General features: G+C 64.8%; 26 protein-coding genes and 1 tRNA gene. 26 read left to right on the top strand and 1 reads right to left on the bottom strand.

The window, feature by feature from the left end; all coding sequences use genetic code 11:
- The first annotated feature begins 89 nt into the window (after nucleotides 1–89).
- The 8 genes from QT382_RS04550 (at nucleotide 90) to tsaD (ending at nucleotide 6,553) form a co-directional block, all read left to right on the top strand.
- The gene (locus tag QT382_RS04550; protein ID WP_289252858.1) at nucleotides 90–623 is read left to right on the top strand and encodes a Fe-S cluster assembly transcription factor; all 534 of its coding nucleotides are present in this window, start codon (nucleotides 90–92) and stop codon (nucleotides 621–623) included.
- A gap of 38 nt (nucleotides 624–661) precedes the next feature.
- Nucleotides 662–1,882, top strand: a complete 1,221-nt coding sequence (locus tag QT382_RS04545; RefSeq protein ID WP_289252857.1) for an IscS subfamily cysteine desulfurase — start codon at nucleotides 662–664, stop codon at nucleotides 1,880–1,882.
- A gap of 89 nt (nucleotides 1,883–1,971) precedes the next feature.
- Entirely contained in the window at nucleotides 1,972–2,358 is a 387-nt protein-coding gene (gene iscU, locus QT382_RS04540; RefSeq protein WP_289252856.1) for a Fe-S cluster assembly scaffold IscU, read from the top strand.
- A gap of 13 nt (nucleotides 2,359–2,371) precedes the next feature.
- The gene (iscA, locus tag QT382_RS04535) at nucleotides 2,372–2,695 is read left to right on the top strand and encodes an iron-sulfur cluster assembly protein IscA (RefSeq protein ID WP_289252855.1); all 324 of its coding nucleotides are present in this window, start codon (nucleotides 2,372–2,374) and stop codon (nucleotides 2,693–2,695) included.
- Nucleotides 2,696–2,771: 76 nt separating this feature from the next.
- Nucleotides 2,772–3,290: a Fe-S protein assembly co-chaperone HscB gene (gene hscB / locus QT382_RS04530; RefSeq protein ID WP_289252854.1), complete on the top strand. Its 519-nt coding sequence runs from the start codon at nucleotides 2,772–2,774 to the stop codon at nucleotides 3,288–3,290.
- Between the two features lie 4 nt (nucleotides 3,291–3,294).
- Complete coding sequence (gene hscA / locus QT382_RS04525) at nucleotides 3,295–5,160, top strand: Fe-S protein assembly chaperone HscA (RefSeq protein ID WP_289252853.1); 1,866 nt, start codon at nucleotides 3,295–3,297, stop codon at nucleotides 5,158–5,160.
- Nucleotides 5,161–5,174: 14 nt separating this feature from the next.
- Nucleotides 5,175–5,510, top strand: coding sequence for an ISC system 2Fe-2S type ferredoxin (gene fdx / locus QT382_RS04520; protein ID WP_289252852.1), 336 nt, complete (start codon nucleotides 5,175–5,177; stop codon nucleotides 5,508–5,510).
- Nucleotides 5,510–6,553 (top strand): tRNA (adenosine(37)-N6)-threonylcarbamoyltransferase complex transferase subunit TsaD, encoded by a 1,044-nt coding sequence (tsaD, locus tag QT382_RS04515; protein WP_289252851.1) that lies wholly within the window; start codon nucleotides 5,510–5,512, stop codon nucleotides 6,551–6,553. The genes fdx and tsaD overlap by 1 nt, the downstream gene beginning before the upstream one ends.
- A 9-nt stretch (nucleotides 6,554–6,562) precedes the next feature.
- On the opposite strand, the gene QT382_RS04510 is transcribed toward tsaD, so the two are convergent.
- Entirely contained in the window at nucleotides 6,563–6,979 is a 417-nt protein-coding gene (locus QT382_RS04510) for an Hsp20/alpha crystallin family protein (RefSeq protein WP_289252850.1), read from the bottom strand.
- A gap of 369 nt (nucleotides 6,980–7,348) precedes the next feature.
- On the opposite strand from QT382_RS04510, the gene rpsO reads away from it, so the two are divergent.
- The 18 genes from rpsO to nuoL all read left to right on the top strand — a co-directional run bounded on the left by rpsO (nucleotide 7,349) and on the right by nuoL (nucleotide 24,221).
- Nucleotides 7,349–7,618 carry a 30S ribosomal protein S15 gene (gene rpsO / locus QT382_RS04505; protein WP_289252849.1) on the top strand — a complete coding sequence of 90 codons (270 nt, stop codon included), beginning with the start codon at nucleotides 7,349–7,351 and terminating at the stop codon, nucleotides 7,616–7,618.
- 226 nt (nucleotides 7,619–7,844) lie between these two features.
- On the top strand, nucleotides 7,845–9,989 hold the full coding sequence (gene pnp, locus QT382_RS04500; protein WP_289252848.1) for a polyribonucleotide nucleotidyltransferase: 2,145 nt from the start codon (nucleotides 7,845–7,847) through the stop codon (nucleotides 9,987–9,989).
- A 25-nt stretch (nucleotides 9,990–10,014) separates the two neighbouring features.
- Entirely contained in the window at nucleotides 10,015–11,001 is a 987-nt protein-coding gene (locus QT382_RS04495; RefSeq protein WP_289252847.1) for an NAD(P)H-quinone oxidoreductase, read from the top strand.
- A gap of 8 nt (nucleotides 11,002–11,009) precedes the next feature.
- Nucleotides 11,010–11,759, top strand: coding sequence for a triose-phosphate isomerase (tpiA, locus tag QT382_RS04490; protein WP_289252846.1), 750 nt, complete (start codon nucleotides 11,010–11,012; stop codon nucleotides 11,757–11,759).
- A 68-nt stretch (nucleotides 11,760–11,827) separates the two neighbouring features.
- Nucleotides 11,828–12,202: a preprotein translocase subunit SecG gene (gene secG, locus QT382_RS04485; RefSeq protein WP_289252845.1), complete on the top strand. Its 375-nt coding sequence runs from the start codon at nucleotides 11,828–11,830 to the stop codon at nucleotides 12,200–12,202.
- Between the two features lie 163 nt (nucleotides 12,203–12,365).
- A tRNA-Leu gene (locus tag QT382_RS04480) sits at nucleotides 12,366–12,450 on the top strand.
- A gap of 195 nt (nucleotides 12,451–12,645) precedes the next feature.
- Nucleotides 12,646–13,005, top strand: a complete 360-nt coding sequence (locus QT382_RS04475) for an NADH-quinone oxidoreductase subunit A (RefSeq protein WP_289252844.1) — start codon at nucleotides 12,646–12,648, stop codon at nucleotides 13,003–13,005.
- Nucleotides 13,006–13,014: 9 nt separating this feature from the next.
- Nucleotides 13,015–13,494: a NuoB/complex I 20 kDa subunit family protein gene (locus QT382_RS04470; protein WP_289252843.1), complete on the top strand. Its 480-nt coding sequence runs from the start codon at nucleotides 13,015–13,017 to the stop codon at nucleotides 13,492–13,494.
- Nucleotides 13,491–14,087, top strand: a complete 597-nt coding sequence (locus QT382_RS04465) for an NADH-quinone oxidoreductase subunit C (protein WP_289252842.1) — start codon at nucleotides 13,491–13,493, stop codon at nucleotides 14,085–14,087. The genes QT382_RS04470 and QT382_RS04465 overlap by 4 nt, the downstream gene beginning before the upstream one ends.
- A 3-nt stretch (nucleotides 14,088–14,090) precedes the next feature.
- Nucleotides 14,091–15,344, top strand: coding sequence for an NADH-quinone oxidoreductase subunit D (locus tag QT382_RS04460; protein ID WP_289252841.1), 1,254 nt, complete (start codon nucleotides 14,091–14,093; stop codon nucleotides 15,342–15,344).
- The gene (locus QT382_RS04455) at nucleotides 15,341–15,847 is read left to right on the top strand and encodes an NADH-quinone oxidoreductase subunit NuoE family protein (RefSeq protein ID WP_289252840.1); all 507 of its coding nucleotides are present in this window, start codon (nucleotides 15,341–15,343) and stop codon (nucleotides 15,845–15,847) included. The genes QT382_RS04460 and QT382_RS04455 overlap by 4 nt, the downstream gene beginning before the upstream one ends.
- 12 nt (nucleotides 15,848–15,859) lie before the next feature.
- On the top strand, nucleotides 15,860–17,200 hold the full coding sequence (gene nuoF, locus QT382_RS04450; protein ID WP_289252839.1) for an NADH-quinone oxidoreductase subunit NuoF: 1,341 nt from the start codon (nucleotides 15,860–15,862) through the stop codon (nucleotides 17,198–17,200).
- A gap of 17 nt (nucleotides 17,201–17,217) precedes the next feature.
- The gene (nuoG, locus tag QT382_RS04445; protein WP_289252838.1) at nucleotides 17,218–19,548 is read left to right on the top strand and encodes an NADH-quinone oxidoreductase subunit NuoG; all 2,331 of its coding nucleotides are present in this window, start codon (nucleotides 17,218–17,220) and stop codon (nucleotides 19,546–19,548) included.
- Nucleotides 19,549–19,561: 13 nt separating this feature from the next.
- Nucleotides 19,562–20,659, top strand: a complete 1,098-nt coding sequence (gene nuoH, locus QT382_RS04440) for an NADH-quinone oxidoreductase subunit NuoH (RefSeq protein ID WP_289252837.1) — start codon at nucleotides 19,562–19,564, stop codon at nucleotides 20,657–20,659.
- A gap of 5 nt (nucleotides 20,660–20,664) precedes the next feature.
- Nucleotides 20,665–21,153 carry an NADH-quinone oxidoreductase subunit NuoI gene (gene nuoI / locus QT382_RS04435; RefSeq protein ID WP_289252836.1) on the top strand — a complete coding sequence of 163 codons (489 nt, stop codon included), beginning with the start codon at nucleotides 20,665–20,667 and terminating at the stop codon, nucleotides 21,151–21,153.
- Nucleotides 21,154–21,194: 41 nt separating this feature from the next.
- Nucleotides 21,195–21,836, top strand: coding sequence for an NADH-quinone oxidoreductase subunit J (locus tag QT382_RS04430; RefSeq protein ID WP_289252835.1), 642 nt, complete (start codon nucleotides 21,195–21,197; stop codon nucleotides 21,834–21,836).
- 2 nt (nucleotides 21,837–21,838) lie between these two features.
- A complete protein-coding gene (gene nuoK / locus QT382_RS04425; RefSeq protein WP_289252834.1) occupies nucleotides 21,839–22,153 on the top strand; it encodes an NADH-quinone oxidoreductase subunit NuoK in 315 nt (104 codons plus the stop codon).
- Between the two features lie 19 nt (nucleotides 22,154–22,172).
- Nucleotides 22,173–24,221 carry an NADH-quinone oxidoreductase subunit L gene (gene nuoL / locus QT382_RS04420; protein ID WP_289252833.1) on the top strand — a complete coding sequence of 683 codons (2,049 nt, stop codon included), beginning with the start codon at nucleotides 22,173–22,175 and terminating at the stop codon, nucleotides 24,219–24,221.
- Nucleotides 24,222–24,224 lie beyond the last annotated feature (3 nt).

The following is a 24,224-nucleotide window of genomic DNA, read 5'->3' as shown; positions in this document are numbered from 1 at the left end:
TGAAACTCGGGGAAAGGGCAGTACCTGGATTCCTGGCCGCTGCCATCAGGCCGACCCCTTCGGGCCGACCAGCACCTCAGGAGCTTGATATGCGTCTCACCACCAAAGGCCGTTTTGCCGTCACCGCGATGATCGATCTGGCGCTGCGCGAAAATGGCGGTCCGGTTGCCCTGGCGGCGATCAGCCAGCGCCAGCAGATTTCGCTGTCCTACCTGGAGCAGCTGTTCGGCAAGCTGCGTCGCCACGAGTTGGTGGAAAGCACCCGCGGTCCGGGCGGCGGCTATTCGCTGGGCCGCAAGTCCAGCGAGATCACGGTGGCCGACATCATCGTGGCGGTGGACGAGCCCATCGACGCCACCGGCTGTGGCGGCAAGGAAAACTGCATGGGTGAGGACACTGGCAAGTGCATTACGCACGAACTGTGGACCAGCCTGAACGCCAAGATGATCGAGTACCTGGACTCGGTCTCTCTGAAGAAGCTGGTCGATGACCAACTGGCCAAGGGCGTGACCATCGAGGAAGCGCCAATCAAGCGAGCCATCTCCAGCACGCCGGTGGTCAAGCCCATCCGCATCACCGCACCGAATTCCGTGTTTGCCCTCGGCAACGCATTCACCAAGTAATTGGCCAGCAACAAGAACAGACAGCCTCGCTCCTCATCATGGACATGACGCCTCATTTCCCCATCTACATGGACTACGGCGCGACGACGCCGGTCGATCCGCGCGTGGTCGACGCCATGATTCCCTGGCTGCGCGAGCATTTCGGCAACCCGTCTTCGCGCAGCCACGCCTGGGGCTGGGAGGCCGAGGCGGCCGTCGAGAAGGCCCGCGAGCAGGTGGCGACGCTGATTGGCGCCGATCCCCGCGAGATCGTCTGGACCTCCGGTGCCACCGAGTCAAACAACCTGGCGCTCAAGGGCGCGGCCCAGTTCTACAAGTCCCGTGGCAAGCACATCATCACGGTCAAGACCGAGCACAAGGCCGTGCTGGACACCTGCCGCGAGCTGGAGCGCCAGGGCTTCGATGTGACTTACCTGTCGGTGCAGGAAAACGGCCTGATCGACCTGGAGGCCTTCAAGGCCGCGCTGCGGGCCGACACCATCCTGGTCTCGGTCATGTACGTGAACAACGAGATCGGCGTGATCCAGGACATTCCTGCGATTGGCGCCCTCTGCCGCGAGCGCGGCATCATCTTCCACGTCGATGCCGCGCAGGCCACGGGCAAGCTGCCCATAGACCTGGCCACGTTGCCGGTTGACCTGATGAGCCTGGCTTCGCACAAGAGCTACGGCCCCAAGGGCATCGGCGCCCTGTATGTTCGCCGCAAGCCGCGTGTGCGCCTGGAGGCCCAGATGCACGGTGGCGGCCATGAGCGCGGCATGCGCTCCGGAACGCTAGCCACGCACCAGATCATCGGCATGGGCGAAGCCTTCCGCATCGCCGGCGAGGAAATGGGCGCCGAGAGCGAGCGCATCCGCATGCTGCAGAAGAAGTTGATCGACGGCCTGGCCTCGATCGAGCAGGTCTTCATCAACGGCGACCTGGAGCGTCGCGTCCCGCACAACCTGAACATCTCGTTCAACTATGTCGAGGGCGAGTCGCTGATCATGGGCGTCAAGGGCCTCGCCGTGTCGTCGGGCTCGGCTTGCACCTCGGCCAGCCTGGAGCCCAGCTATGTGCTGCGCGCCCTGGGGCGCAGCGATGAACTGGCCCATTCCTCGCTGCGCATGACCATCGGTCGCTTCACGACCGAAGAAGAGATCGACTATGCGGTGACGACCTTGAAGGACCGCGTGGCCAAGCTGCGCGAACTGTCGCCGCTGTGGGACATGTACAAGGACGGCATCGACCTGTCGACGATCAAGTGGGCGGCCCACTGACAGACAGCAGTCCATTGCGGACTGGTGTCTGCGGTGGGCCGACTGAACGGCATGCAGGCCGTTCAGCGGGCGAAACTAGGAGATAGCAAATGGCATACAGCGACAAGGTCATCGACCACTACGAAAACCCCCGCAACGTCGGCGCCTTCGAGAAGGGCGACGAGACGGTCGGCACCGGCATGGTCGGCGCACCGGCCTGCGGCGACGTGATGAAGCTGCAGATCAAGGTCAATCCGGCCACCGGCCTGATCGAGGACGCCAAGTTCAAGACCTATGGCTGCGGCTCGGCCATCGCCTCCAGCTCGCTAGTGACCGAATGGGTCAAGGGCAAGAGCCTGGACCAGGCGCTGGCTATCAAGAACACGCAGATCGCCGAAGAGCTGGCCCTGCCGCCGGTCAAGATCCACTGCTCCATCCTGGCCGAAGACGCGATCAAGGCTGCGGTGGACGACTACCGCGCCAAGCACACTCAATAAGGGATCCGAGCCGATGTCCGTCACGCTGACCGAAGCGGCCGCCCGCCATGTCACCCGCTACATCGCCAAGCGCGGTCGCGGCGTCGGCGTGCGCCTGGGTGTCAAGACCACCGGCTGCTCGGGCCTGGCCTACAAGCTGGAGTACGCCGACGAGGTGGCGCCCGAGGACTTGGTGTTCGAGGGCCATGGCGTCAAGATCCTCATCGATCCCAAAAGCCTGCCTTATCTGGACGGCACCGAGCTGGACTTCGTCCGCGAGGGCCTCAATGAAGGCTTCAAGTTCCGCAACCCGCGCGAGAAGGATCGTTGCGGCTGCGGCGAATCGTTCCGGGTCTGACGGTCCGGCCGAGTCTGATATTCGCGGCGCGGCTCTGAGGGCCGCGCCTTTTTCTTGCAGCAGGTCCATTCTCCGCATGCGACTCGACGACGACGATTTCAGCCTGTTCGGCCTGCCCCAGCGCTTTGCGCAGGACAGGGCCGAGATCGAGTCGCGGTGGAAGTCGCTCGCCGCGAAGGTCCATCCGGACAAATTTGCGGCCGACGGCGCAGCGGCGCAGCGACAGGCCATGCAATGGGCCTTGCGTGTCAACGAGGCGCATCAGCGCCTGAGAGATCCTCTCAAGCGTGCGGCCTACCTTTGCGAGCTGCGCGGCGCGCCTCTGAACGAACATGACAACACCCGCATGCCGGCAGCCTTCCTGATGCAGCAGATGGAATGGCGCGAGGCGCTTGATGATGCGCGGGACCTGGCTGCCGTCGAGTCGCTGGATGCTGAAGTCGAGCAGCGTGAGCGGCTGCTGTTGGCCGAAGCCGGCAGGCTGCTCGATGAGCAGGCCGACGCAGCTGCGGCGGCAGATCAGGTGAGGGCGCTGATGTTCGTCGCACGCTTCCGTGCTGATATCGATAAGCGCCTCGACGCCTTGGGACAATAAGAACATGGCATTGCTACAGATTTCCGAGCCCGGGCAGTCGCCCAATCCGCATGAACGGCGCATTGCCGTCGGCATCGACCTGGGCACCACGCATTCACTGGTCGCTGCGGTACGCCATGGCGTCGCCGAGTGCCTTCCCGACGAACAGGGACGGGTGATACTGCCTTCGGCCGTGCGTTACATGGGTCAAGGGCGCCGGCAGATCGGCGTCGAAGCCCTGGCGGCCCAGGCCGAGGATCCCGAGAACACCATCGTCTCGGTCAAGCGCTTCATGGGTCGGGCCCTGGCCGACATCGCGAACCGCGACAAGCTGCCGTACCGCTTCGAGGACACGCCCGGCATGCTGTCGGTGGCGACCCGCGAAGGCATCAAGTCGCCGGTCGAGGTCTCGGCCGAGATCCTGGCCACGCTGCGCTATCGCGCCGAGGACAGCTTCGTCGATGACCTCTTCGGTGCCGTGATCACGGTGCCGGCTTATTTTGACGATGCCCAGCGCCAGGCGACCAAGGACGCGGCGCAGCTGGCCGGCCTCAAGGTGCTGCGCTTGATCAATGAGCCGACGGCAGCGGCCATTGCCTATGGCCTGGACAACAGCAGCGAAGGGCTCTACGCGATCTATGACCTCGGCGGCGGTACCTTCGATATCTCCTTGCTGCGACTGACCAAGGGTGTGTTCGAGGTGGTCGCCACCGGCGGCGATGCGGCTTTGGGTGGCGATGATTTCGACCTGTGTTTGGCTGAATGGATGCTGTCGCGGAGCAACTTGCCAACGCTTGCATCGCTGAGCGCCAAGGACAAGCGCTTGTTGCTTCAAGAAGCCCGGGCGATCAAGCATGATTTGACCGAGGCTCACCTTGTTCGCAGCAGCGGTGAGCTTGAGGCTGGCGTCTTCAGTGTCAGCCTTGACCGCACCGAGTTCGAATCCTTGGTGGAGCCGCTCGTCGCGAAGACCCTGGCTTCCGTCCGACGCGTGCTGCGCGACGCCAAGGTCAAGGCCGACGAAGTGCAGGGCACGGTCATGGTCGGCGGATCTACCCGCATGCCTTGCGTGCGGCGCGCCGTCGGCGCGATGTTCGGCAGAGAGGTGCTGACCAATCTGAATCCCGACGAGGTCGTGGCCCTGGGGGCTGCGATCCAGGCCAACCAACTGGCCGGCAACAACGCCGACGGCGAGCTGCTGCTGCTGGACGTGATCCCGCTGTCGCTGGGGCTGGAGACCATGGGCGGCCTGGTCGAGAAGGTGATCGAGCGCAACGCGACGATTCCCATCGCCAAGGCCCAGGACTTCACCACTTTCAAGGACGGCCAGACCGCCATGGCCATCCATGTGCTGCAAGGGGAGCGCGAGCTGGTCAGCGAATGCCGTTCGCTGGCACGCTTCGAACTGCGAGGCATCCCGCCGATGGTGGCCGGCGCTGCGCGGATCCGGGTCTCGTTCCAGGTGGATGCAGACGGCCTGCTGAGCGTGTCGGCCAAGGAGCTCACCTCTGGCGTCGAGGCGGCGGTCCAGGTCAAGCCCAGCTACGGTCTGTCGGACGACCAGGTGGCGAACATGCTGAAGGACGGCTTCAACAGCGCCGAGGCCGACATGCAGGCGCGTGCGCTGCGCGAGGCCCGTGTCGAAGCCGAGCGCATGACGCTGGCCACGCATTCGGCCCTGCAAGCCGATGGCGATTTGCTGTCCGAAGGCGAGCGTGCCGAGATCATGGCCTTGCTGGAGCAGTTGGCCGTGACCGCACGCAGCGAGGACGCCCATGCCATAGACGCTGCCGTCGAAACCCTGGCCAAGGGCACGGAAGCCTTTGCCGCCGCCCGCATGAATCGTGGCATCCACCAGGCCCTGGCCGGCCGCAGCATCGAACAGGTCTAAGGGATCTCTCCACCATGCCCGTCATCAAGATTCTTCCGCACGCCGAATACTGCCCTGAGGGCAAGTCGGTCGAGGCGCCAGCCGGCACCTCAATCTGCGAGGCCCTGCTCGACAACCACATCGAGATCGAGCATGCCTGCGACCAGGTCTGTGCCTGCACCACCTGCCATGTGATCGTGCGCGAGGGCTTTGCCTCGCTGTCCGAGATGGAGGAGGGCGAGGAAGACATGCTGGACCGCGCCTGGGGCCTGGAGGCCAATTCGCGGCTGAGCTGCCAGGCCATCCTGGGCCAGAAGGACGTGACGGTCGAGATTCCCAAGTACTCGATCAACCACGCCAAGGAAGGCTGATGCTGGTCTTGGGGATCGAGTCCAGCTGCGATGAGACCGGCGTCGCCCTGGTCGAGTTCGAGGCTGCTTCGACGACACCGCCGCGGCTGCTGGCCGATGCTCTGCACAGCCAGATCAGCATGCACCAGGCCTATGGTGGCGTGGTGCCTGAGCTGGCCTCGCGCGACCATATCCGCCGCGTGTTGCCGCTGACGCGCGAGGTCCTCGCCAAATCCGGCAGGCCCCTGACCGAGATTGATCTGATCGCCTATACGCAAGGCCCGGGCTTGGCGGGCGCGCTGCTGGTCGGGGCCGGCGTGGCGGCTTCTCTGGCAGCAGCGCTGGACAGGCCATCGCTGGCGGTCCACCACCTCGAAGGGCATCTGCTGTCGCCCTTTTTGTCGGCCGATCCGCCGGAATTTCCCTTCGTGGCGCTGCTGGTCTCGGGCGGACATTCGCAGCTGATGCGGGTCGACGCAGTAGGCAGTTACGAGCTGCTCGGCGAGACGATCGACGATGCCGCCGGTGAGGCTTTCGACAAGAGTGCAAAGCTGCTGGGCCTGCCTTACCCCGGTGGCCCGCACCTGGCCAAGCTGGCGGAGCAGGGCAACCCGGAAGCCTTTGCACTGCCACGCCCCCTGCTGCACAGCGGCAAGCCGGACTTCAGCTTTGCCGGCCTCAAGACGGCGGTGCTGACCCAGGTGAAGAAGCTCGGCGAAGCGCCGTCCGAGCAGCAGAAGGCCGACCTGGCGGCGTCCACTCAGGCTGCCATCGTCGAGTCGCTGCTGAAGAAATCGCTGCTGGCGCTGAAGGAGACCGGGCTCAAGCGGCTGGTCGTTGCCGGTGGCGTCGGCGCCAACAAGTCATTGCGCGAGCAATTGAATGCGGCCTGCGCCAAACGCGGTGTGCGGGTCCACTATCCGGAACTGAATCTGTGCACCGACAACGGCGCCATGATTGCCATGGCTGCTGCGCTGCGGCTGCAGCGTGGCATGGGAAAACCGCTGCCGGCGGGCAGCGGTTTCGAGGTGCGTCCGCGCTGGGCGCTGGACGCAGTCAACTGACTTCCCCGTTTACTCGACGTTCAGCTGGCCGGCTCCGGCGGGAACGCGTTTCGCCAGGGTCAGACTGAGCACGCCGTTCTCCAGCTTGGCCACCGAGGCGGCCTGGTCCAGTTCCTGGGGCAGGGCGATGGAGCGGGAGAAGCGGGTCACCGAGCGTTCGCGATGCAGGACTCGCTCGCCCTCGGCCAGGCCGGCCGGCTGGGCCTGTTCGGCGTCGATGTTTACGCGGCGGCCTTCGATGCGGATCTTGACCGCTTCCTTGGCGATGCCGGGCAGGTCCATCTGCAGGCGGTAGGCCTGGTCGGTCTCGGTCACGTCCAGGGCCGGGCTGCGCAAGGCGCGGGCTTCGGGGTCCACATTGAACAGGCGTTCGATGCGCTGCGACAGCTCGGCGGAATGATGGCGGGTCATGGGGATCACGAACATGGAAGGCTCCTTGGGGCTTTGTCTGGGTGGGAGGACTGGCGTCTTGCCCGTCCCGTGAACCTAAGCTGGGCCTGCCGCCAAGGGCTTTCAAGGGCCCGCAAACAAAGGTCTTGCCCGGGCTTGGAATGGCGATCCCTGGCCCCAGATTCGTCCGCTTGGCCTGGCGTCGGCCGGGTGCAGGCGGCCGGATTCGCAAACTGGGCTACAATCCGCCGGCTTTGCTGGACCTGGGGTTCAACCCAGGGGCGGCAGAGAGCTAGCACGGCACGGGTCGGTTTCACCTGTGACCGCAAGTCAACCACCTGGAAACCGTCTGTGAGCTCGCCTGCGTGCGCTGCCCAGCGGCTTCCGAATTCTCAGGAACGCATCATGGCAGTCGCCGATCTCAACAAGGCAGAAATCGTCAAGTCGAACGCTCGCAGCGCCAACGACACCGGATCCCCGGAAGTCCAAGTCGCCCTGCTGACCGCTCGAATCAACGAGCTGACCCCCCACTTCAAGACGCACGCCAAGGACCACCACGGCCGTCGCGGTCTGCTCAAGATGGTCAACACCCGCAAGAGCCTGCTGGCCTACCTGAAGCGCACGGACGCTGACCGCTACACCGCGCTGATCCAGAAGCTGGGCCTGCGCAAGTAATCCGGCGACGAAGAGAAGGAGCCTGTCTGGACTGCAAAGCCAGCACAGGCTCTTTGTCTTTCTGAACCGCAGCTGGAGCGAGCTGACGTGGCGACGATGTGTCATTCCATCGGGACTTGGTGAAGAGCCGGTCCGAGATCCGATGGAATGGCATCCCGCCAAACCCAGCTTCCCTCCCGGTTTTGACGCCGCACCGCAAGCGGCTCGATATCAGAGGAGATAAACAATGAGCATGTTCAACAAGGTCACCAAGACCTTCCAGTGGGGCCAACACACCGTCACGCTGGAAACCGGCGAGATCGCGCGCCAGTCGAGCGGCGCCGTCGTCGTCAACATCGAAGGCACCGTGGTTCTGGCTACCGTCGTGGCCAAGTCGGCCCCCAAGGCCGGCCAGGACTTTTTCCCGCTGACCGTCGACTACATCGAGAAGACCTATGCCGCCGGCAAGATCCCCGGCAGCTTCTTCAAGCGTGAAGGCCGTCCGAGCGAGCTGGAGACCCTGACCAGCCGCCTGATCGACCGCCCGATCCGCCCGCTGTTCCCCGAAGGCTTCTTCAACGAAGTCCAGGTCGTGATCCACGTCGTGTCGCTGAACCCTGAGGTCCAGGCCGACATCGCCGCCATGATCGGCACCTCGGCTGCCCTGTCGATCTCGGGCATCCCGTTCAACGGCCCCATCGGCGCCGCCCGCGTGGGCTACGTCAACGGCGAGTACGTGCTGAACCCGGGCAAGACCCAGCTGTTGGACTCCAAGATGGACCTGGTCGTGGCCGGCACCGAAGCCGCCGTGCTGATGGTCGAGTCGGAAGCCGACCAGCTGAGCGAAGAGCTGATGCTGGGCGCCGTGGTCTACGGCCACGAGCAGGGCCAGATCGCCATCAACGCCATCCATGAGCTGGTGCGCGAAGCCGGCAAGCCGGTCTGGGACTGGAAGGCTCCCGCCAAGGACGAGCCCTTCATCGCCAAGGTCACCGGCCTGGCCGAAGAAGCCCTGCGCGCTGCCTACCAGATCCGTTCCAAGCAAGCCCGCACCGAGGCCTGCCGCGCTGCCTATGCCAACGTCAAGGAAGCACTGAAGGCCGAGGGCACGGAATTCGACGGCGTCGAGGTCGACGGCCTGCTGTTCGAGATCGAAGCCCGCATCGTCCGCAGCCAGATCCTGGCCGGCGAGCCGCGCATCGACGGTCGCGACACCCGCACCGTTCGCCCCATCGAGATCCGTGCCGGCGTGCTGCCGCGCGCCCACGGTTCCTCGCTGTTCACCCGCGGCGAGACCCAGGCCCTGGTAGCCGCCACGCTGGGCACCGACCGCGACGCCCAGCTGATCGACGCGCTGGCCGGCGAGTTCAGCGAGCGCTTCATGCTGCACTACAACATGCCTCCGTTCGCCACCGGCGAAACCGGTCGCGTGGGTTCGCCGAAGCGCCGCGAAATCGGCCACGGCCGTCTGGCCAAGCGTGCCCTGGTGGCCGTGCTGCCGAACAAGGAAGACTTCCCTTACTCGATCCGCGTGGTCTCCGAGATCACCGAGTCGAACGGCTCCTCGTCGATGGCCTCCGTCTGCGGCGGCTGCCTGTCGCTGCTGGACGCCGGCGTGCCCCTGAAGGCCCACGTGGCCGGCATCGCCATGGGCCTGATCAAGGACGGCAACCGCTTCGCCGTGCTGACCGACATCCTGGGTGACGAAGATCACCTCGGCGACATGGACTTCAAGGTGGCCGGCACGACCGGTGGCATCACCGCCCTGCAGATGGATATCAAGATCCAGGGCATCACCAAGGAAATCATGCAAGTCGCCCTGGCCCAGGCCAAGGAAGCCCGCCTGCACATCCTCGACAAGATGGTCCAGGCCGTGGCCGGCGCCTCGTCGGACGTGTCGGAGTTCGCTCCGCGTCTGTACACGATGAAGATCAACCCCGAGAAGATCCGTGACGTGATCGGCAAGGGCGGCGCCACCATCCGTGCGCTGACCGAAGAAACCGGCACCACGATCGACATCGGCGAAGACGGCACCATCACCATCGCCTCGACCGACGCCGAGAAGGCCGCCCACGCCAAGAAGCGCATCGAAGAGATCACGGCCGAAGTCGAAGTCGGCAAGATCTACGAAGGCCCGATCACCAAGATCCTGGACTTCGGTGCCCTGGTCAACCTGCTGCCCGGCAAGGACGGCCTGCTGCACATCAGCCAGATCGCCCACCAACGCGTCGAGAAGGTCACCGACTTCCTGTCGGAAGGCCAGATCGTCAAGGTCAAGGTGCTGGAGACCGACGAGAAGGGTCGCATCAAGCTGTCGATGAAGGCCCTGATCGAGCGCGATCAGCAGCCCGCCCCGGCCGCTCCGGCTGCCGAAGAAGGCGCGGCCCAGTAAGCCGCCGCAACGACTCGTTCGTGCGATGAAAGCCATCGCCGTCAGCCGCCCCGGCGGCCCCGAGGTGCTGCAGGTGGTCGAGCGTCCCGACCCCATCGCTGGGGTCGGCGAATGCTTGATCGCGGTTGAGGCCTATGGCATCAACCGCCCCGACGTGCTGCAGCGCAAGGGGGTCTATCCGCCACCGCCCGGTGCGAGCGATCTGCCTGGCCTGGAAGTGGCGGGCCGCGTCGTGGCCGGCGACGCAGCCGCCCTGTCGGCCGCCGGGTTCAAACTCGGCGATGCCGTCTGTGCCCTGGTGGCAGGTGGCGGCTATGCCGAGCTGTGCGTGGCACCGGTGGGTCAGTGCCTGCCGGTTCCGGCCGGCTGGACCATGGCCGAGGCGGCGAGTCTGCCCGAGACCTTCTTCACCGTCTGGTCGAACGTGTTCGGCCGGGCGGGTCTGAAGGCTGGCGAGACGCTGCTGATACACGGTGGCTCCAGCGGCATTGGCGTGACGGCAATCCAATTGGCCAAGGCCTTTGGAGCGCGCGTGCTGGTGACGGTGGGCAGTAGCGACAAGGCGCAGGCCTGCCTGAAGCTGGGCGCCGACGTGGCGATCAACTACCGCGAACAGGACTTCGTCACCGAAGCCAAGGCCGCCACCGGTGGCCGTGGGGTCGACGTGATCCTGGACATGGTCGCCGGTTCCTACATCGAGCGCGGCGTGCAGTGTCTGGCCGAGGACGGTCGCCTGGTGGTGATCGCGGTGCAAGGCGGCGTCGAAGCCAAGTTCGATGCGGGTCTGGTGTTGCGTCGCCGGCTGACGGTCAGCGGTTCCACGCTACGGCCGCGTTCGCTGGCCTTCAAGGCCGGCATCGCGAGCGAGTTGCGCGAGAAGGTCTGGCCGCTGCTGGCGGAACGCAAGATCGTCCCGGTGATCTACCGTGAACTGCCGGCGGCCGAGGCGGCAGCAGCCCATGCGCTGATGGAGTCGGGCGAGCATGTCGGCAAGATCGTGCTGACTTGGTGAGGAATGAGATGAGCCAAAGAAGAAAGCTGGTCGTCGGCAACTGGAAGATGCATGGCAGCCGTGCTGCCAATGCGCTGTTGCTGGCCGGTCTGAAGGAAGCGGGTCCGTGGAATGCCGACGTGGCGGTCTGCGTGCCTTTCCCCTACATCACCGAAACCGCGCTCGCGCTGACCGGCGTGGACATCGCCTTCGGTTCGCAGGACTGCTCGGCCCATGAGCAGGGCGCCTACACCGGCGAGGTCTCCTCGGCGATGCTGCACGACATCGGTTGCCGCTATGCGATCGTGGGCCACTCGGAGCGACGTGCCTATCACCAGGAGAGCGACCAGATGGTGGCCGACAAGGCCAAGGCGGCGCTTGCCCATGGTGTGACGCCCATCGTCTGCGTCGGCGAGACATTGGCGGAGCGCGAGGCGGGTCAGACCGAGGTCGTGGTCAAGCGTCAACTGGCGGCCGTGATTCACACGCTGACACACTGCATCGGCGAGATCGTCGTGGCCTACGAACCGGTCTGGGCCATTGGCACCGGCCTCACGGCCACGCCGGAACAGGCCCAGGCGGTCCACCATGTGCTGCGTGCACAACTGCAGGCGGCCACGCAGAAGGCCGGCGCGATGCGCATCCTCTACGGTGGCAGCGTCAAGGCCGACAACGCGGCCCAGCTGTTCGCCCAAGCCGACATCGACGGCGGCCTGATAGGCGGAGCCGCCTTGAAGGTGGCTGACTTCGCCGCGATCTGTCGTGCGGCGCAGGCCTGAAAGTCCGCGCCAAAAAAATTCCGGATGCGCCAGTCGCGCGTCCTTCATGAAAACCTGGAGTGATTGAAATGCAAATGATGATGAACCTGGTGCTGCTGGTGCAACTGCTGAGCGCGCTGGTGATGATCGGCCTGGTGCTGGTCCAGCAAGGCAAGGGCGCTGACATGGGTGCTTCGTTCGGCAGCGGTGCCTCCGGCAGCCTGTTCGGCGCCACCGGCAGCGCCAACTTCCTGTCGCGCAGCACGGCCGTCTGCGCCACGCTGTTCTTCGTCTGCACGCTGGCCCTGGCCTATATGGCCAACTATCGCCCGACGGCCGCTTCCAACGATTCGGCAAAGACCGTGCTGGATCGCGCCGCACCGGGTGCTGATGCCGCTTCGACGCCGGCTGTTCCCAGCGCTGTACCGACCGCTCTGCCGGCTGCCTCAGCTGCTTCGAACTGAGATCGCAAGCGGCCTTGAAACGCCGCTCGCACAGCTCTGCATCGACTCTTGATGCAGGGCAGTTGAAAGTGGTCCGAACTCCTCGGAGACCCCCTGGAATCGGTATAGAATGCGCGGCTGTTCGGGGAGCAATCCTCACGCGATCCGAGCAGTGTGAAATCAGGCCGTCGTGGTGAAATTGGTAGACACGCTATCTTGAGGGGGTAGTGGCGAAAGCTGTGCGAGTTCGAGTCTCGCCGACGGCACCAGAACTTCAATCGGTCGGTGCAAAGGGCTGGAGCCCTTATGCTACCGGTCGTGCGCCCTGTCGCAGCGCGTAAGTGCTGCAGGGGACAAGGCGGGCGCGGTCCGTGAGCAGATGCAAGTCTGCTGGCGGCGCGCCCGTTGCTTTTGCCGCCGAATGACCCGGAGGTCACCAGGCGGTTCAACCGAGAGCGTCTGCTGTGAGCCTGGATCAGTACCTACCCGTCATCCTCTTCATCTTGGTCGGCGCAGCGGTGGGGATCATCCCCCAGGTCCTGGGCTACCTCGTCGGTCCCAACCGGCCGGATCAGGCCAAAAACTCCCCCTACGAATGCGGCTTCGAGGCCTTTGAAGACGCGCGCATGAAGTTCGATGTGCGCTACTACCTCGTGGCCATCCTCTTCATTCTGTTCGACCTGGAAATCGCCTTCCTGTTTCCCTGGGCCGTGGCCCTGCGTGAAATCGGCGCGACAGGTTTCTGGGCCATGATGATCTTCCTCGCCATCCTCGTCGTGGGCTTCGCCTACGAGTGGAAAAAGGGCGCCCTGGATTGGGAATAAGGCATTGCAATGGGCATTGAAGGCGTTTTGAAGGAAGGCTTCGTCACCACCTCGGTCGACAAGCTGATGAACTGGTCCAAGACCGGTTCGCTGTGGCCGATGACCTTCGGTCTGGCCTGCTGCGCGGTGGAGATGATGCACGCCGGTGCGGCGCGCTACGACATCGACCGCTTCGGCATGCTGTTTCGTCCCAGCCCGCGCCAGTCCGATCTGATGATCGTGGCCGGCACGCTGTGCAACAAGATGGCGCCGGCGCTGCGCAAGGTCTACGACCAGATGGCCGAGCCGCGCTGGGTGCTCTCCATGGGCTCCTGCGCCAACGGTGGCGGCTACTACCACTACAGCTATTCCGTCGTGCGGGGCTGCGACCGCATCGTGCCGGTCGACGTCTACGTGCCGGGCTGTCCGCCCACGGCTGAAGCCCTGCTGTACGGCATCCTGCAGCTGCAGGCCAAGATCCGCCGCGAAAACACCATCGCCCGCGCATGAGCACCAAACTCGACACCCTGGAAGCGGCCCTGCGTGCCGCGCTCGGCGAGCGCATCGTCGAGCTGAAGAGCGCCCTGGGCGAATTGACCCTGCGCGTGAACCCCGCCGACTACCTGGAGGTCGCGACTCTGCTGCGCGACCACCCAGAGCTGAAGTTCGAGCAGCTGATCGACCTCTGCGGTCTCGACTACAGCGACTACGGCAATGGGGGCTACGAAGGCCCGCGCTTTGCCGTGTCCTCGCACCTGCTGTCGGTCAGCAAGAACTGGCGCCTGCGCCTCAAGGTCTTCGCCGCCGATGACGACTTCCCCTGCGTGGCGGCCGTCACCCCGGTGTGGAATGCCGCCAACTGGTTCGAGCGCGAAGCCTTCGACCTGTTCGGCATCCTCTTCGAAGGCCACGAAGACCTGCGCCGCATCCTGACCGACTACGGCTTCATCGGCCATCCGATGCGCAAGGACTTCCCGACCTCGGGCCATGTCGAGATGCGCTACGACGCCGAGCAGAAGCGTGTGATCTACCAGCCGGTGACCATCGAGCCGCGTGAAATCACGCCGCGCGTGATCCGCGAAGAAAACTACGGCGGAATCTGAGACATGGCCGACATCAAGAACTACACGCTGAACTTCGGTCCCCAGCATCCGGCCGCCCACGGCGTGCTGCGCCTGGTGCTGGAGCTGGACGGCGAAGTCATCCAGCGCGCCGACCCGCACATCGGCCTGCTGCACCGCGCCACCGAGAAGCTGGCCGAGAGCAAGACCTATATCCAGTCGCTGCCCTACATGGACCGTCTCGACTACGTGTCGATGATGGCCAACGAGCACGCCTACTGCCTGGCCATCGAGAAGATGATGGGCATCGAGGTGCCGATCCGCGCGCAGTACATCCGCGTGATGTTCGCCGAAATCACCCGGCTGCTGAACCACCTGCTGTGGCTGGGCTGCCATGGCCTGGACTGCGGCGCGATGAACATCCTGATCTACTGCTTCCGCGAGCGGGAAGATCTGTTCGACATGTACGAGGCGGTGTCGGGTGCGCGCATGCACGCGGCCTACTTCCGTCCGGGTGGCGTCTACCGCGACCTGCCGGATGTGATGCCGCAGTACCAGGTCTCCAAGATCAAGAACGCCAAGGCGATCGCCCAGCTGAACGCGAACCGCCAGGGCTCGCTGCTGGATTTCATCGACGACTTCTGCAAGCGCTTCCCCAAGAACGTCGACGACTACGAAACCCTGCTGACCGACAACCGGATCTGGAAGCAGCGGACCGTCGGCATCGGCGTGGTCACCCCCGAGCGCGCGCTGAACCTGGGCCTCACCGGCGCCATGCTGCGCGGCTCCGGCATCGCCTGGGACCTGCGCAAGACCCAGCCCTACGACGTCTACGACAAGATGGACTTCGACGTGCCGGTCGGCGTGGAAGGCGATACCTATGACCGCTATGTCGTGCGTGTCGAAGAAATGCGCCAGTCCAACCGCATCATCCAGCAATGCGTGGAATGGCTGCGCAAGAACCCCGGCCCGGTCATCACCGACAACCACAAGGTGGCGCCGCCTTCGCGTGTCGACATGAAGTCGAACATGGAAGAGCTGATCCACCATTTCAAGCTGTTCACCGAAGGCTTCCGCGTCCCCGAGGGCGAGGCCTATGCCGCGGTCGAGCACCCGAAGGGCGAGTTCGGCATCTACATCGTCAGCGACGGCGCCAACAAGCCTTACCGCCTGAAGATCCGCGCGCCGGGCTTCTCGCACCTGGCAGCGCTGGACGAGATGTCGCGCGGCCACATGATTGCCGACGCGGTGGCCGTGATCGGCACCATGGACATTGTTTTCGGTGAGATTGACCGATGAGCACTGAATACGTCTTGAGCGAAGCCACGGCGGCGCGCTTCGCCCGCGAGGTCGCGAAGTACCCGGCCGAGCAAAAGCAGTCGGCCGTGATGGCCTGCCTGAGCATCGTCCAGCAGGAGCAGGGCTATGTGTCCCGTTCCAGCGAGGACGCGATTGCGGCCTACCTGGGCATGCCCGCGATCGCGGTGTATGAGGTCACGACCTTCTACAACATGTACAACCAGCAGAAGCTGGGTCAGTTCAAGCTGAACGTCTGCACCAACCTGCCTTGCCAGCTGCGCGGCGGCCAGCAGGCGCTGGAGCACCTGTGCAGCAAGCTGGGCGTGGAAGAGGGCGGCACGACGGCCGACGGCCTGATCACCGTGCAGAAGAGCGAATGCCAGGGTGCCTGTGCCGATGCGCCGGTGCTGCTGGTCAACGACCGCCAGATGTGCAGCTTCATGAGCCATGAGCGCCTCGACCAACTGGTCGACACGCTGAAGGCCCACGCGGCCAAGAACTGAGGGCAAGCGAGCATGCTGGACCTTTCCAAATTCCAAGCCACCGGTTCCGAAACCTGTTTCCATGACCGCCATCTCGGTCCCCAGATCTACGCCGACCTGAACGGCAAGAACTGGAGCCTCAAGGACTACGAAGCCCGCGGCGGCTATGCCGCGCTGCGCAAGATCCTGGGCAAGGACGGCGGTGAGGGCCTGACGCAGGACCAGGTGATCGCCGAGGTCAAGACCTCGGGCCTGCGCGGCCGTGGCGGCGCCGGCTTCCCCACCGGCCTGAAGTGGAGCTTCATGCCGCGCCAGTTTCCGGGCCAGAAGTACCTGGTCTGCAACTCGGACGAGGGCGAGCCTGGCACATGCAAGGACCGCGACATCCTGATGTACAACCCGCACATCGTCATCGAAGGCATGGCGATCGCGGCCTACGCCATGGGCATCAAGGTCGGCTACAACTACATCCACGGCGAGATCTTCGAGGTCTACGAGCGCTTCGAGGCGGCCCTGGAAGAAGCCCGTGCCGCCGGCTTCCTCGGCGACAACATCATGGGTTCGGACTACAGCTTCCAGCTGCATGCCTTCCATGGTTTCGGCGCCTACATCTGCGGCGAAGAGACGGCCCTGCTCGAATCGCTGGAAGGCAAGAAAGGCCAGCCGCGCTTCAAGCCACCGTTCCCGGCTTCGTTCGGCCTGTACGGCAAGCCGACCACGATCAACAACACCGAGACCTTTGCCGCGGTGCCCTGGATCATCCGCAACGGTGGCCAGCCCTATCTGGAGATCGGCAAGCCCAACAACGGCGGCACCAAGATCTTCTCGGTCTCGGGCGACGTCAACAAGCCCGGCAACTACGAGGTGCCGCTGGGCACGCCGTTCGAGAAGCTGCTGGAGCTGGCCGGCGGTGTGCGCACCGGACGCAAGCTCAAGGCCGTGATCCCGGGTGGCTCGTCGGCGCCGGTGCTGCCGGCCGAGGTGATGATGCAGTGCACGATGGACTATGACTCCATCGCCAAGGCCGGCTCCATGCTGGGCTCGGGCGCCGTCATCGTGATGGACGACTCGCGCTGCATGGTCAACAGCCTGCTGCGCCTGGCCTACTTCTACGCCCACGAGAGCTGCGGCCAATGCACGCCCTGCCGCGAAGGCACGGGCTGGATGCACCGCGTGATCGAGCGCATCGCCCACGGCAAGGGCCGTCCCGAGGACATCGCTTTGCTGAACTCGGTCGCCGACAACATCCAGGGCCGCACCATCTGCGCGCTCGGCGATGCCGCGGCGATGCCGGTGCGGGCGATGCTCAAGCACTTCAAGCACGAGTTCGTGCAGATGATCGAACAGGCCCAGTCGACCGCCAAGGCGGCCTGAGCGAGCCAGGACAGAACATGGTTGAAATCGAACTCGACGGCAAGAAGGTAGAGGTCCTTGAGGGCAGCATGGTGATGCATGCGGCCGAGAAGGCCGGCACCTACATCCCGCATTTCTGCTATCACAAGAAACTCTCCATCGCCGCCAACTGCCGCATGTGCCTGGTGGACGTGGAGAAGGCGCCCAAGCCGATGCCGGCCTGCGCCACGCCGGTGACGCAGGGCATGATCGTGCGCACCAAGAGCGACAAGGCGCTCAAGGCCCAGCAGGGCGTCATGGAATTCCTGCTGATCAACCATCCGCTGGATTGCCCGATCTGCGACCAGGGCGGCGAGTGCCAGCTGCAGGACCTGGCCGTGGGCTACGGCGGCAGCAAGTCGCGCTACTCGGAAGAGAAGCGCGTGGTGTTCCACAAGAACATCGGCCCGCTGGTCTCCATGGAGGAGATGAGCCGCTGCATCCACTGCACCCGCTGCGTGCGCTTCGGCCAGGAGATTGCCGGCCAGATGGAACTGGGCATGGCCCATCGCGGCGAGCACAGCGAGATCCAGACCTTCGTGGGCCGCACGGTCGATTCGGAGCTGTCGGGCAACATGATCGACATCTGCCCGGTCGGCGCGCTGACCAGCAAGCCTTTCCGCTACAGCGCCCGCACCTGGGAGCTGTCGCGCCGCAAGAGCGTATCGCCGCATGACTCCACCGGCGCCAACCTGGTCGTCCAGGTCAAGGGCAACCAGGTGATGCGCGTGGTGCCGCTGGAGAACGAGGACGTCAACGAGTGCTGGATCGCCGACCGCGACCGCTTCTCGTACGAGGCCTTGAACAGCGATGCCCGCCTGACCGCCCCGATGATCAAGCAGGGCGGCGCCTGGAAGAGCGTCGACTGGACCACGGCCCTGGAATACGTGGCCAACGGCCTGAAGAGCATCAAGAACGACCATGGCGCCGCTGCCATCGGCGCGCTCGGCTCGGCCCACAGCACGGTCGAGGAGCTGCACCTGCTGGCCGCCATCACCCGTGGCCTGGGCAGCGAAAACGTCGACTACCGCCTGCGTCACGCCGATTTCGGCAACGCGGCGGAAGCCGGCCAGGCCCGTTGGCTGGGCACGAGCATCGCCTCGCTGAGTTCGCTGGACCGCGCCTTCGTCGTCGGCTCCTTCCTGCGCAAGGACCACCCGCTGTTCGCGCAGCGCCTGCGCCAGGCCGCTCGGCACGGTGCCAAGGTCTCGGCCCTCGGCGGCGCTGCCGACGACTGGTTGATGCCGGTCGCCGAGCGCGTGGTCGCCGCGCCGAGTCGCTGGGTCGATGAGCTGGCTGGCGTGGCCGCCGCCATCGCCGAAGCTTCCGGCAGCGCCGCTCCGGTCGCCGCCACCGCTTCTGAAGCCACCAAGCGCATCGCCGCCTCGCTGCTGAGTGGCAGCCGCAAGGCCGTGCTGCTCGGCAATGCCGCTGCTCAGCATCCGCAGGCTGCGCAGCTGCTGTCGCTGGCCAACTGGATTGCCGAGAAGACCGGTGCCACCGTGGGCTACCTGAGCGACGCCGCCAACACGGTGGGCGCCCAGCTGGTCAAGGCCCAGCCGGGGCAGGGCGGCCTGAACGCTGCCGAGATGCTCGGCGCCAAGGCTCCCAAGGCCCTGCTGCTGCTGAACACCGATCCGCTGCACGACGCCGCCAACCCGGCCGCCGCCGCCAAGGCGCTGGAAGCTGCCGAGATGGTCGTGGTGATGAGCCCGTTCAAGACCGGCTTGGACTATGCCGACGTGCTGCTGCCGACGGCTCCGTTCACCGAGACCTCGGGCAGCTTTGTCAATGCCGAGGGCCGGCTGCAGAGCTTCGTCGGCGTGGTCAAGCCGCTGGGCGAGACCCGTCCGGGTTGGAAGATCCTGCGCGTGCTGGCCAATGTGCTGGGCCTGCAGGGCTTCCAGTACGAGAGCTCCGAGCAAGTCCGCAACGAAGCCCTGGGCGTCGATGCCGACCTGACGAGCCGCCTGAGCAACGCCGGCAATGCCGCGGTGCAGACGGGTGCCGCCGCCGGCGCCATCGAACGCCTGGCCGACGTGCCCATCTACGCCGCCGATGCCCTGGTCCGCAACGCCACCTCGCTGCAACTGACCGCCGATGCCCGCAATGCACCGGTGGCCGCCCTGTCGACCCAGCTGTGGCAGCAGCTGGGTCTGGGCGAGGGCGCCAACACCATCCTGGTCAGCCAGGAAGGTGCGGGCTCGGCCCAGCTCAAGGCCAAGCTCGACGCCGGCCTGCCGGCCAATGTGATCCGTGTGCCGGCCGGCCTGGCCGAAACGCAGGCCCTGGGCGCCATGTTCGGGTCGCTGACCGTGGCCAAGGTGTGAGGCGAGAAAAGCAATGATCGAAAAGCTCTACCTTCTCGGCGCGACCCAACTGGGCTGGCTCTGGCCCGTGGTCTGGAGCCTCGTCAAGATCGTCGCGGTGGTCGCACCGCTGATGCTCTGCGTGGCCTACCTGACGCTGTGGGAGCGCAAGGCCATCGGCTGGTCGCAGATCCGTCCGGGCCCGAACCGCGTCGGCCCCTATGGCCTGCTGACCCCCATCGCCGATGCGGTCAAGCTGATCTTCAAGGAGATCATCCTGCCGGCCAAGGCCAACCGCGGCCTGTTCTTCCTCGGCCCCATCATGACCATCATGCCGGCGCTGGCAGCCTGGGCGGTCGTGCCCTTCGGCCCGCAGGCCGCCGTGGCCGACGTCAACGCCGGCCTGCTGTTCCTGATGGCCATCACCTCGCTTGAGGTCTATGGCGTGATCATTGCCGGCTGGGCCTCGAACTCGAAGTACGCCTTCCTGGGCGCGCTGCGCGCCTCGGCCCAGATGGTGTCCTACGAAATCGCCATGGGCTTTGCCCTGGTGATCGTGCTGATGGTCACCGGCAGCATGAACATGACGACCATCGTCACCTCGCAGGAGACCGGTCGCTTCGCTGCCATGGGCCTGCCGTTCCTGTCCTGGAACTGGCTGCCGCTGTTCCCGATCTTCATCGTCTACTTCATCTCCGGCCTGGCCGAGACCAACCGCCACCCGTTCGACGTGGTGGAAGGCGAGTCGGAGATCGTGGCCGGTCACATGATCGAGTACTCGGGCATGTCCTTCGCGATGTTCTTCCTGGCCGAGTACGCCAACATGATCCTGGTGTCCTGCCTGGCGGTGGTGATGTTCCTGGGCGGCTGGTCGGCACCGATCTCGTTCAGCCTGCTGGGCATGGAGACGCCGGCCTTCATCAAGAGCACGATGGCGTTCTGGAACTGGGCCTGGCTGTTCGGCAAGACCTTCTTCGTCGTGACCTGCTTCCTGTGGGTCCGCGCCACCTTCCCCCGCTTCCGCTATGACCAGATCATGCGTCTGGGCTGGAAGATCTTCATTCCTGTGACGCTGGTCTGGCTGGTCGTTGTCGGCTTGTGGATCCAGTCTCCCTTCAATATCTGGAAGTGATTGGAATGAGTTCAGTCGCCCATTTCTTCAAGAGCTTCATGCTCACCGAGCTGTTCAAGGGCATGGCCCTGACCGGCCGGCATTTCCTGTCGCGCAACATCACGGTGCAGTTCCCGGAAGAGAAGACGCCGCTGAGCCCGCGCTTCCGCGGCCTGCATGCGCTGCGCCGCTACGAGAACGGTGAAGAGCGCTGCATCGCCTGCAAGCTCTGCGAGGCCGTGTGCCCGGCGATGGCCATCACCATCGAATCCGATGTGCGTGACGACGGCTCGCGCCGCACAACGCGCTACGACATCGACCTGACCAAGTGCATCTTCTGCGGCTTCTGCGAGGAAAGCTGCCCGGTGGACTCCATCGTCGAGACCAGCATCTTCGAATACCACGGCGAAAAGCGCGGCGACCTGTACTTCACCAAGGACATGCTGCTGGCCGTCGGCGACAAGTACGAATCGCAGATCGCAGCCCAAAAGGAGGCAGACGCCAAGTACCGCTGATGCCGGAACCCGTTCCGCATCGAGGCGCTTGCTGAAATCCCATGGATATCACTACCGCTCTGTTCTACCTGTTCTCGGCCGTGCTGCTGGCCTCTTCGTTCCGTGTGATCACGGCGAAGTCCACGGTGCACTCGGCCCTGTTCCTGATCCTGGCCTTCTTCAACGCCTCCTGCGTCTGGATGCTGCTGAAGGCCGAGTTCCTGGCCATCACCCTGGTGCTGGTCTACATCGGCGCCGTGATGGTGCTGTTCCTGTTCGTCGTGATGATGCTGGACATAGGCAGCGACCGCGTGCGGGACGGCTTCCTCAAGCACCTGCCGCTGGCCGCCCTGGTGGGCGCGCTGATCGCGCTGGAGATGGCTGCCATCCTGATGCCGGGCTTCCGCCTGAACCAGCCGGCCGAGATGAGCGCCGCGGTGCAGCAGCTGGGCAATGCCAAGGCGCTGGGCGTCGAGGTCTACACCAGCTACCTGTACCCGCTGGAGATCGCCTCGGTGCTGTTGCTGGTGGCCATCATTGCCGCCATCGCGCTGACGCTGCGCCGCCGCAAGGACAGCCGCTCGCAGGATGCCTCCGAGCAGGTCAAGGTGAAGAAGGCCGACCGCCTGCGCATCGTCAAGATGGCGCCGACGGTGGAGACCCCGGCCGAACCGGCCGCCGACAACAACACGGGAGCCGCGTGACCATGGCTGCTGGACTGACTCTGGGCCATTTCCTGACGCTGGGCGCGATCCTGTTCGCGCTGTCGGTGATCGGCATCTTCCTGAACCGCAAGAACCTGATCGTGCTGCTGATGGCCATCGAGCTGATGCTGCTGGCGGTCAACCTGAACTTCGTCGCCTTCTCGCACTACCTGGGCGACATGGCGGGCCAGGTCTTCGTGTTCTTCATCCTGACCGTGGCGGCCGCCGAATCGGCCATCGGCCTCGCGATCCTGGTCGTGCTGTTCCGCAACCGCGCCAGCATCAATGTCGAAGAGCTCGACGCGCTGAAGGGCTAAAGGAACAGGACGCATCAAGATGTCTGCAACACTTTCGCAAAACATGCTGCTGGCGGTGCCGATGGCGCCGCTGCTCGGCGCTGCCATTGCCGGCTTCTTCGGCAAGCAGGTCGGCCGCCGCGGCGCCCACAGCATCACCATCCTGGGCGTGCTCGTCGCCTTCATCATCTCGGCGATGACGCTGAAGTCGGTGGCCGTGGACGGCGCCCGCTTCAACGAGACCGTCTACGAATGGATGGTGCTGGGCGGCTTGAAGATGGAAGTCGGCTTCCTGGTCGATGGCCTCACCGCCATGATGATGTGCGTGGTGACCTTCGTGTCGCTGATGGTGCACATCTACACCATCGGCTACATGGAAGAAGATCCGGGCTACCAGCGCTTCTTCTCGTACATCTCGCTGTTCACCTTCTCCATGTTGATGCTCGTGATGAGCAACAACATGCTGCAGCTGTTCTTCGGCTGGGAGGCAGTGGGCCTGGTCTCGTACCTGCTGATCGGCTTCTGGTACACCAAGCCGACGGCGATCTTCGCCAACATGAAGGCCTTCCTGGTCAACCGCGTCGGCGACTTCGGCTTCATCCTGGGCATAGGCCTGCTGGTGGCCTACGGCGGTTCGCTGAACTACGCCGAGCTGTTCGGCAAGTCGGCCGAGCTGGCGCAAGTCAAGTTCAATGCGCCGCTGTGGGGCTCGGACTGGATGATGCTGAGCGTGGCCTGCATCTGCCTGTTCATTGGCGCCATGGGCAAGTCGGCCCAGTTCCCTCTGCATGTCTGGCTGCCCGACTCGATGGAAGGCCCGACCCCGATCTCGGCCCTGATCCACGCCGCCACCATGGTGACGGCCGGCATCTTCATGGTCTCGCGCATGAGCCCGCTGTTCGAGCTGTCGGACACGGCCCTGAACTTCGTGCTCGTCATTGGCGCGATCACCGCGCTGTTCATGGGCTTCCTGGGCATCATCCAGAACGACATCAAGCGCGTCGTCGCGTACTCCACGCTCTCGCAGCTGGGCTACATGACCGTGGCATTGGGCGCCTCGGCCTATTCGGTCGCCGTGTTCCACCTGATGACGCACGCCTTCTTCAAGGCCCTGCTGTTCCTGGGTGCCGGCTCGGTGATCATCGGCATGCACCATGACCAGGACATCCGCAACATGGGCGGCCTGCGCAAGTACATGCCCATCACCTGGATCACCTCGCTGCTGGGCTCGCTCGCGCTGATCGGCACGCCACTGTTCTCGGGTTTCTATTCCAAGGACTCGATCATCGAGGCGGTGCATGCCAGCCATCTGCCGGGCGCCTCGTTCGCCTATGCGGCCGTGGTGATCGGTGTGTTCGTCACCGCCTTCTATTCGTTCCGGATGTACTTCCTGGTCTTCCACGGCAAGGAGAACTTCCACCACAAGCCCTTCCCGGGCGAGCATGACCACCACGACGACCATGGCGACGAGCACCACGAGCCGCACGAGTCGCCCTGGGTGGTCACGGCCCCGCTGATCCTGTTGGCCATTCCCTCGGTGGTGATCGGCTTCATGACGATACAGCCCATTCTGTTCGGCGACTTCTTCAAGGATGCGATCTTCGTCAACCACGAGACGCACCATGCGATGAAGGAGCTGGCGCACGAGTTCCACGGCGCCGTGGCCATGGCCACGCATGGCCTGACCGCGCTGCCGTTCTGGCTGGCCCTGGCCGGTGTCGTCACCGCCTATGTGTTCTACCTGGTCGCTCCCAGCATCCCGGCCACCTTTGCCCGCGTGCTGGCACCGGTGATCAAGCTGCTGGAGAACAAGTACTACATGGACTGGATCAACGAGAACATCCTGGCCAAGCTGGCCCGGGGCCTCGGCATCGGTCTGTGGAAGGGCGGCGATGCCGGCCTGATCGACGGTGTGCTGATCAACGGCTCGGCCAACGTGGTGGGCGGTGTCGCCGGCCTGGTGCGCCGTGTCCAGACCGGCCATCTGTACTGGTATGCCCTGGTGATGATCCTGGGTGTGATCGGCCTGATGAGCTGGCAGCTGTGGCCCTACATGTGGCCCCAATTCAAGATCCTGATGGGTCTCTGATCA

It is taken from the genome of Pelomonas sp. SE-A7, from assembly GCF_030345705.1.
In the GTDB taxonomy this organism is placed as follows: domain Bacteria; phylum Pseudomonadota; class Gammaproteobacteria; order Burkholderiales; family Burkholderiaceae_C; genus JAUASW01.
The sequence above is the reverse complement of the archived record's forward strand: the minus strand, read 5'-3'. Positions and strand labels throughout refer to the sequence as shown.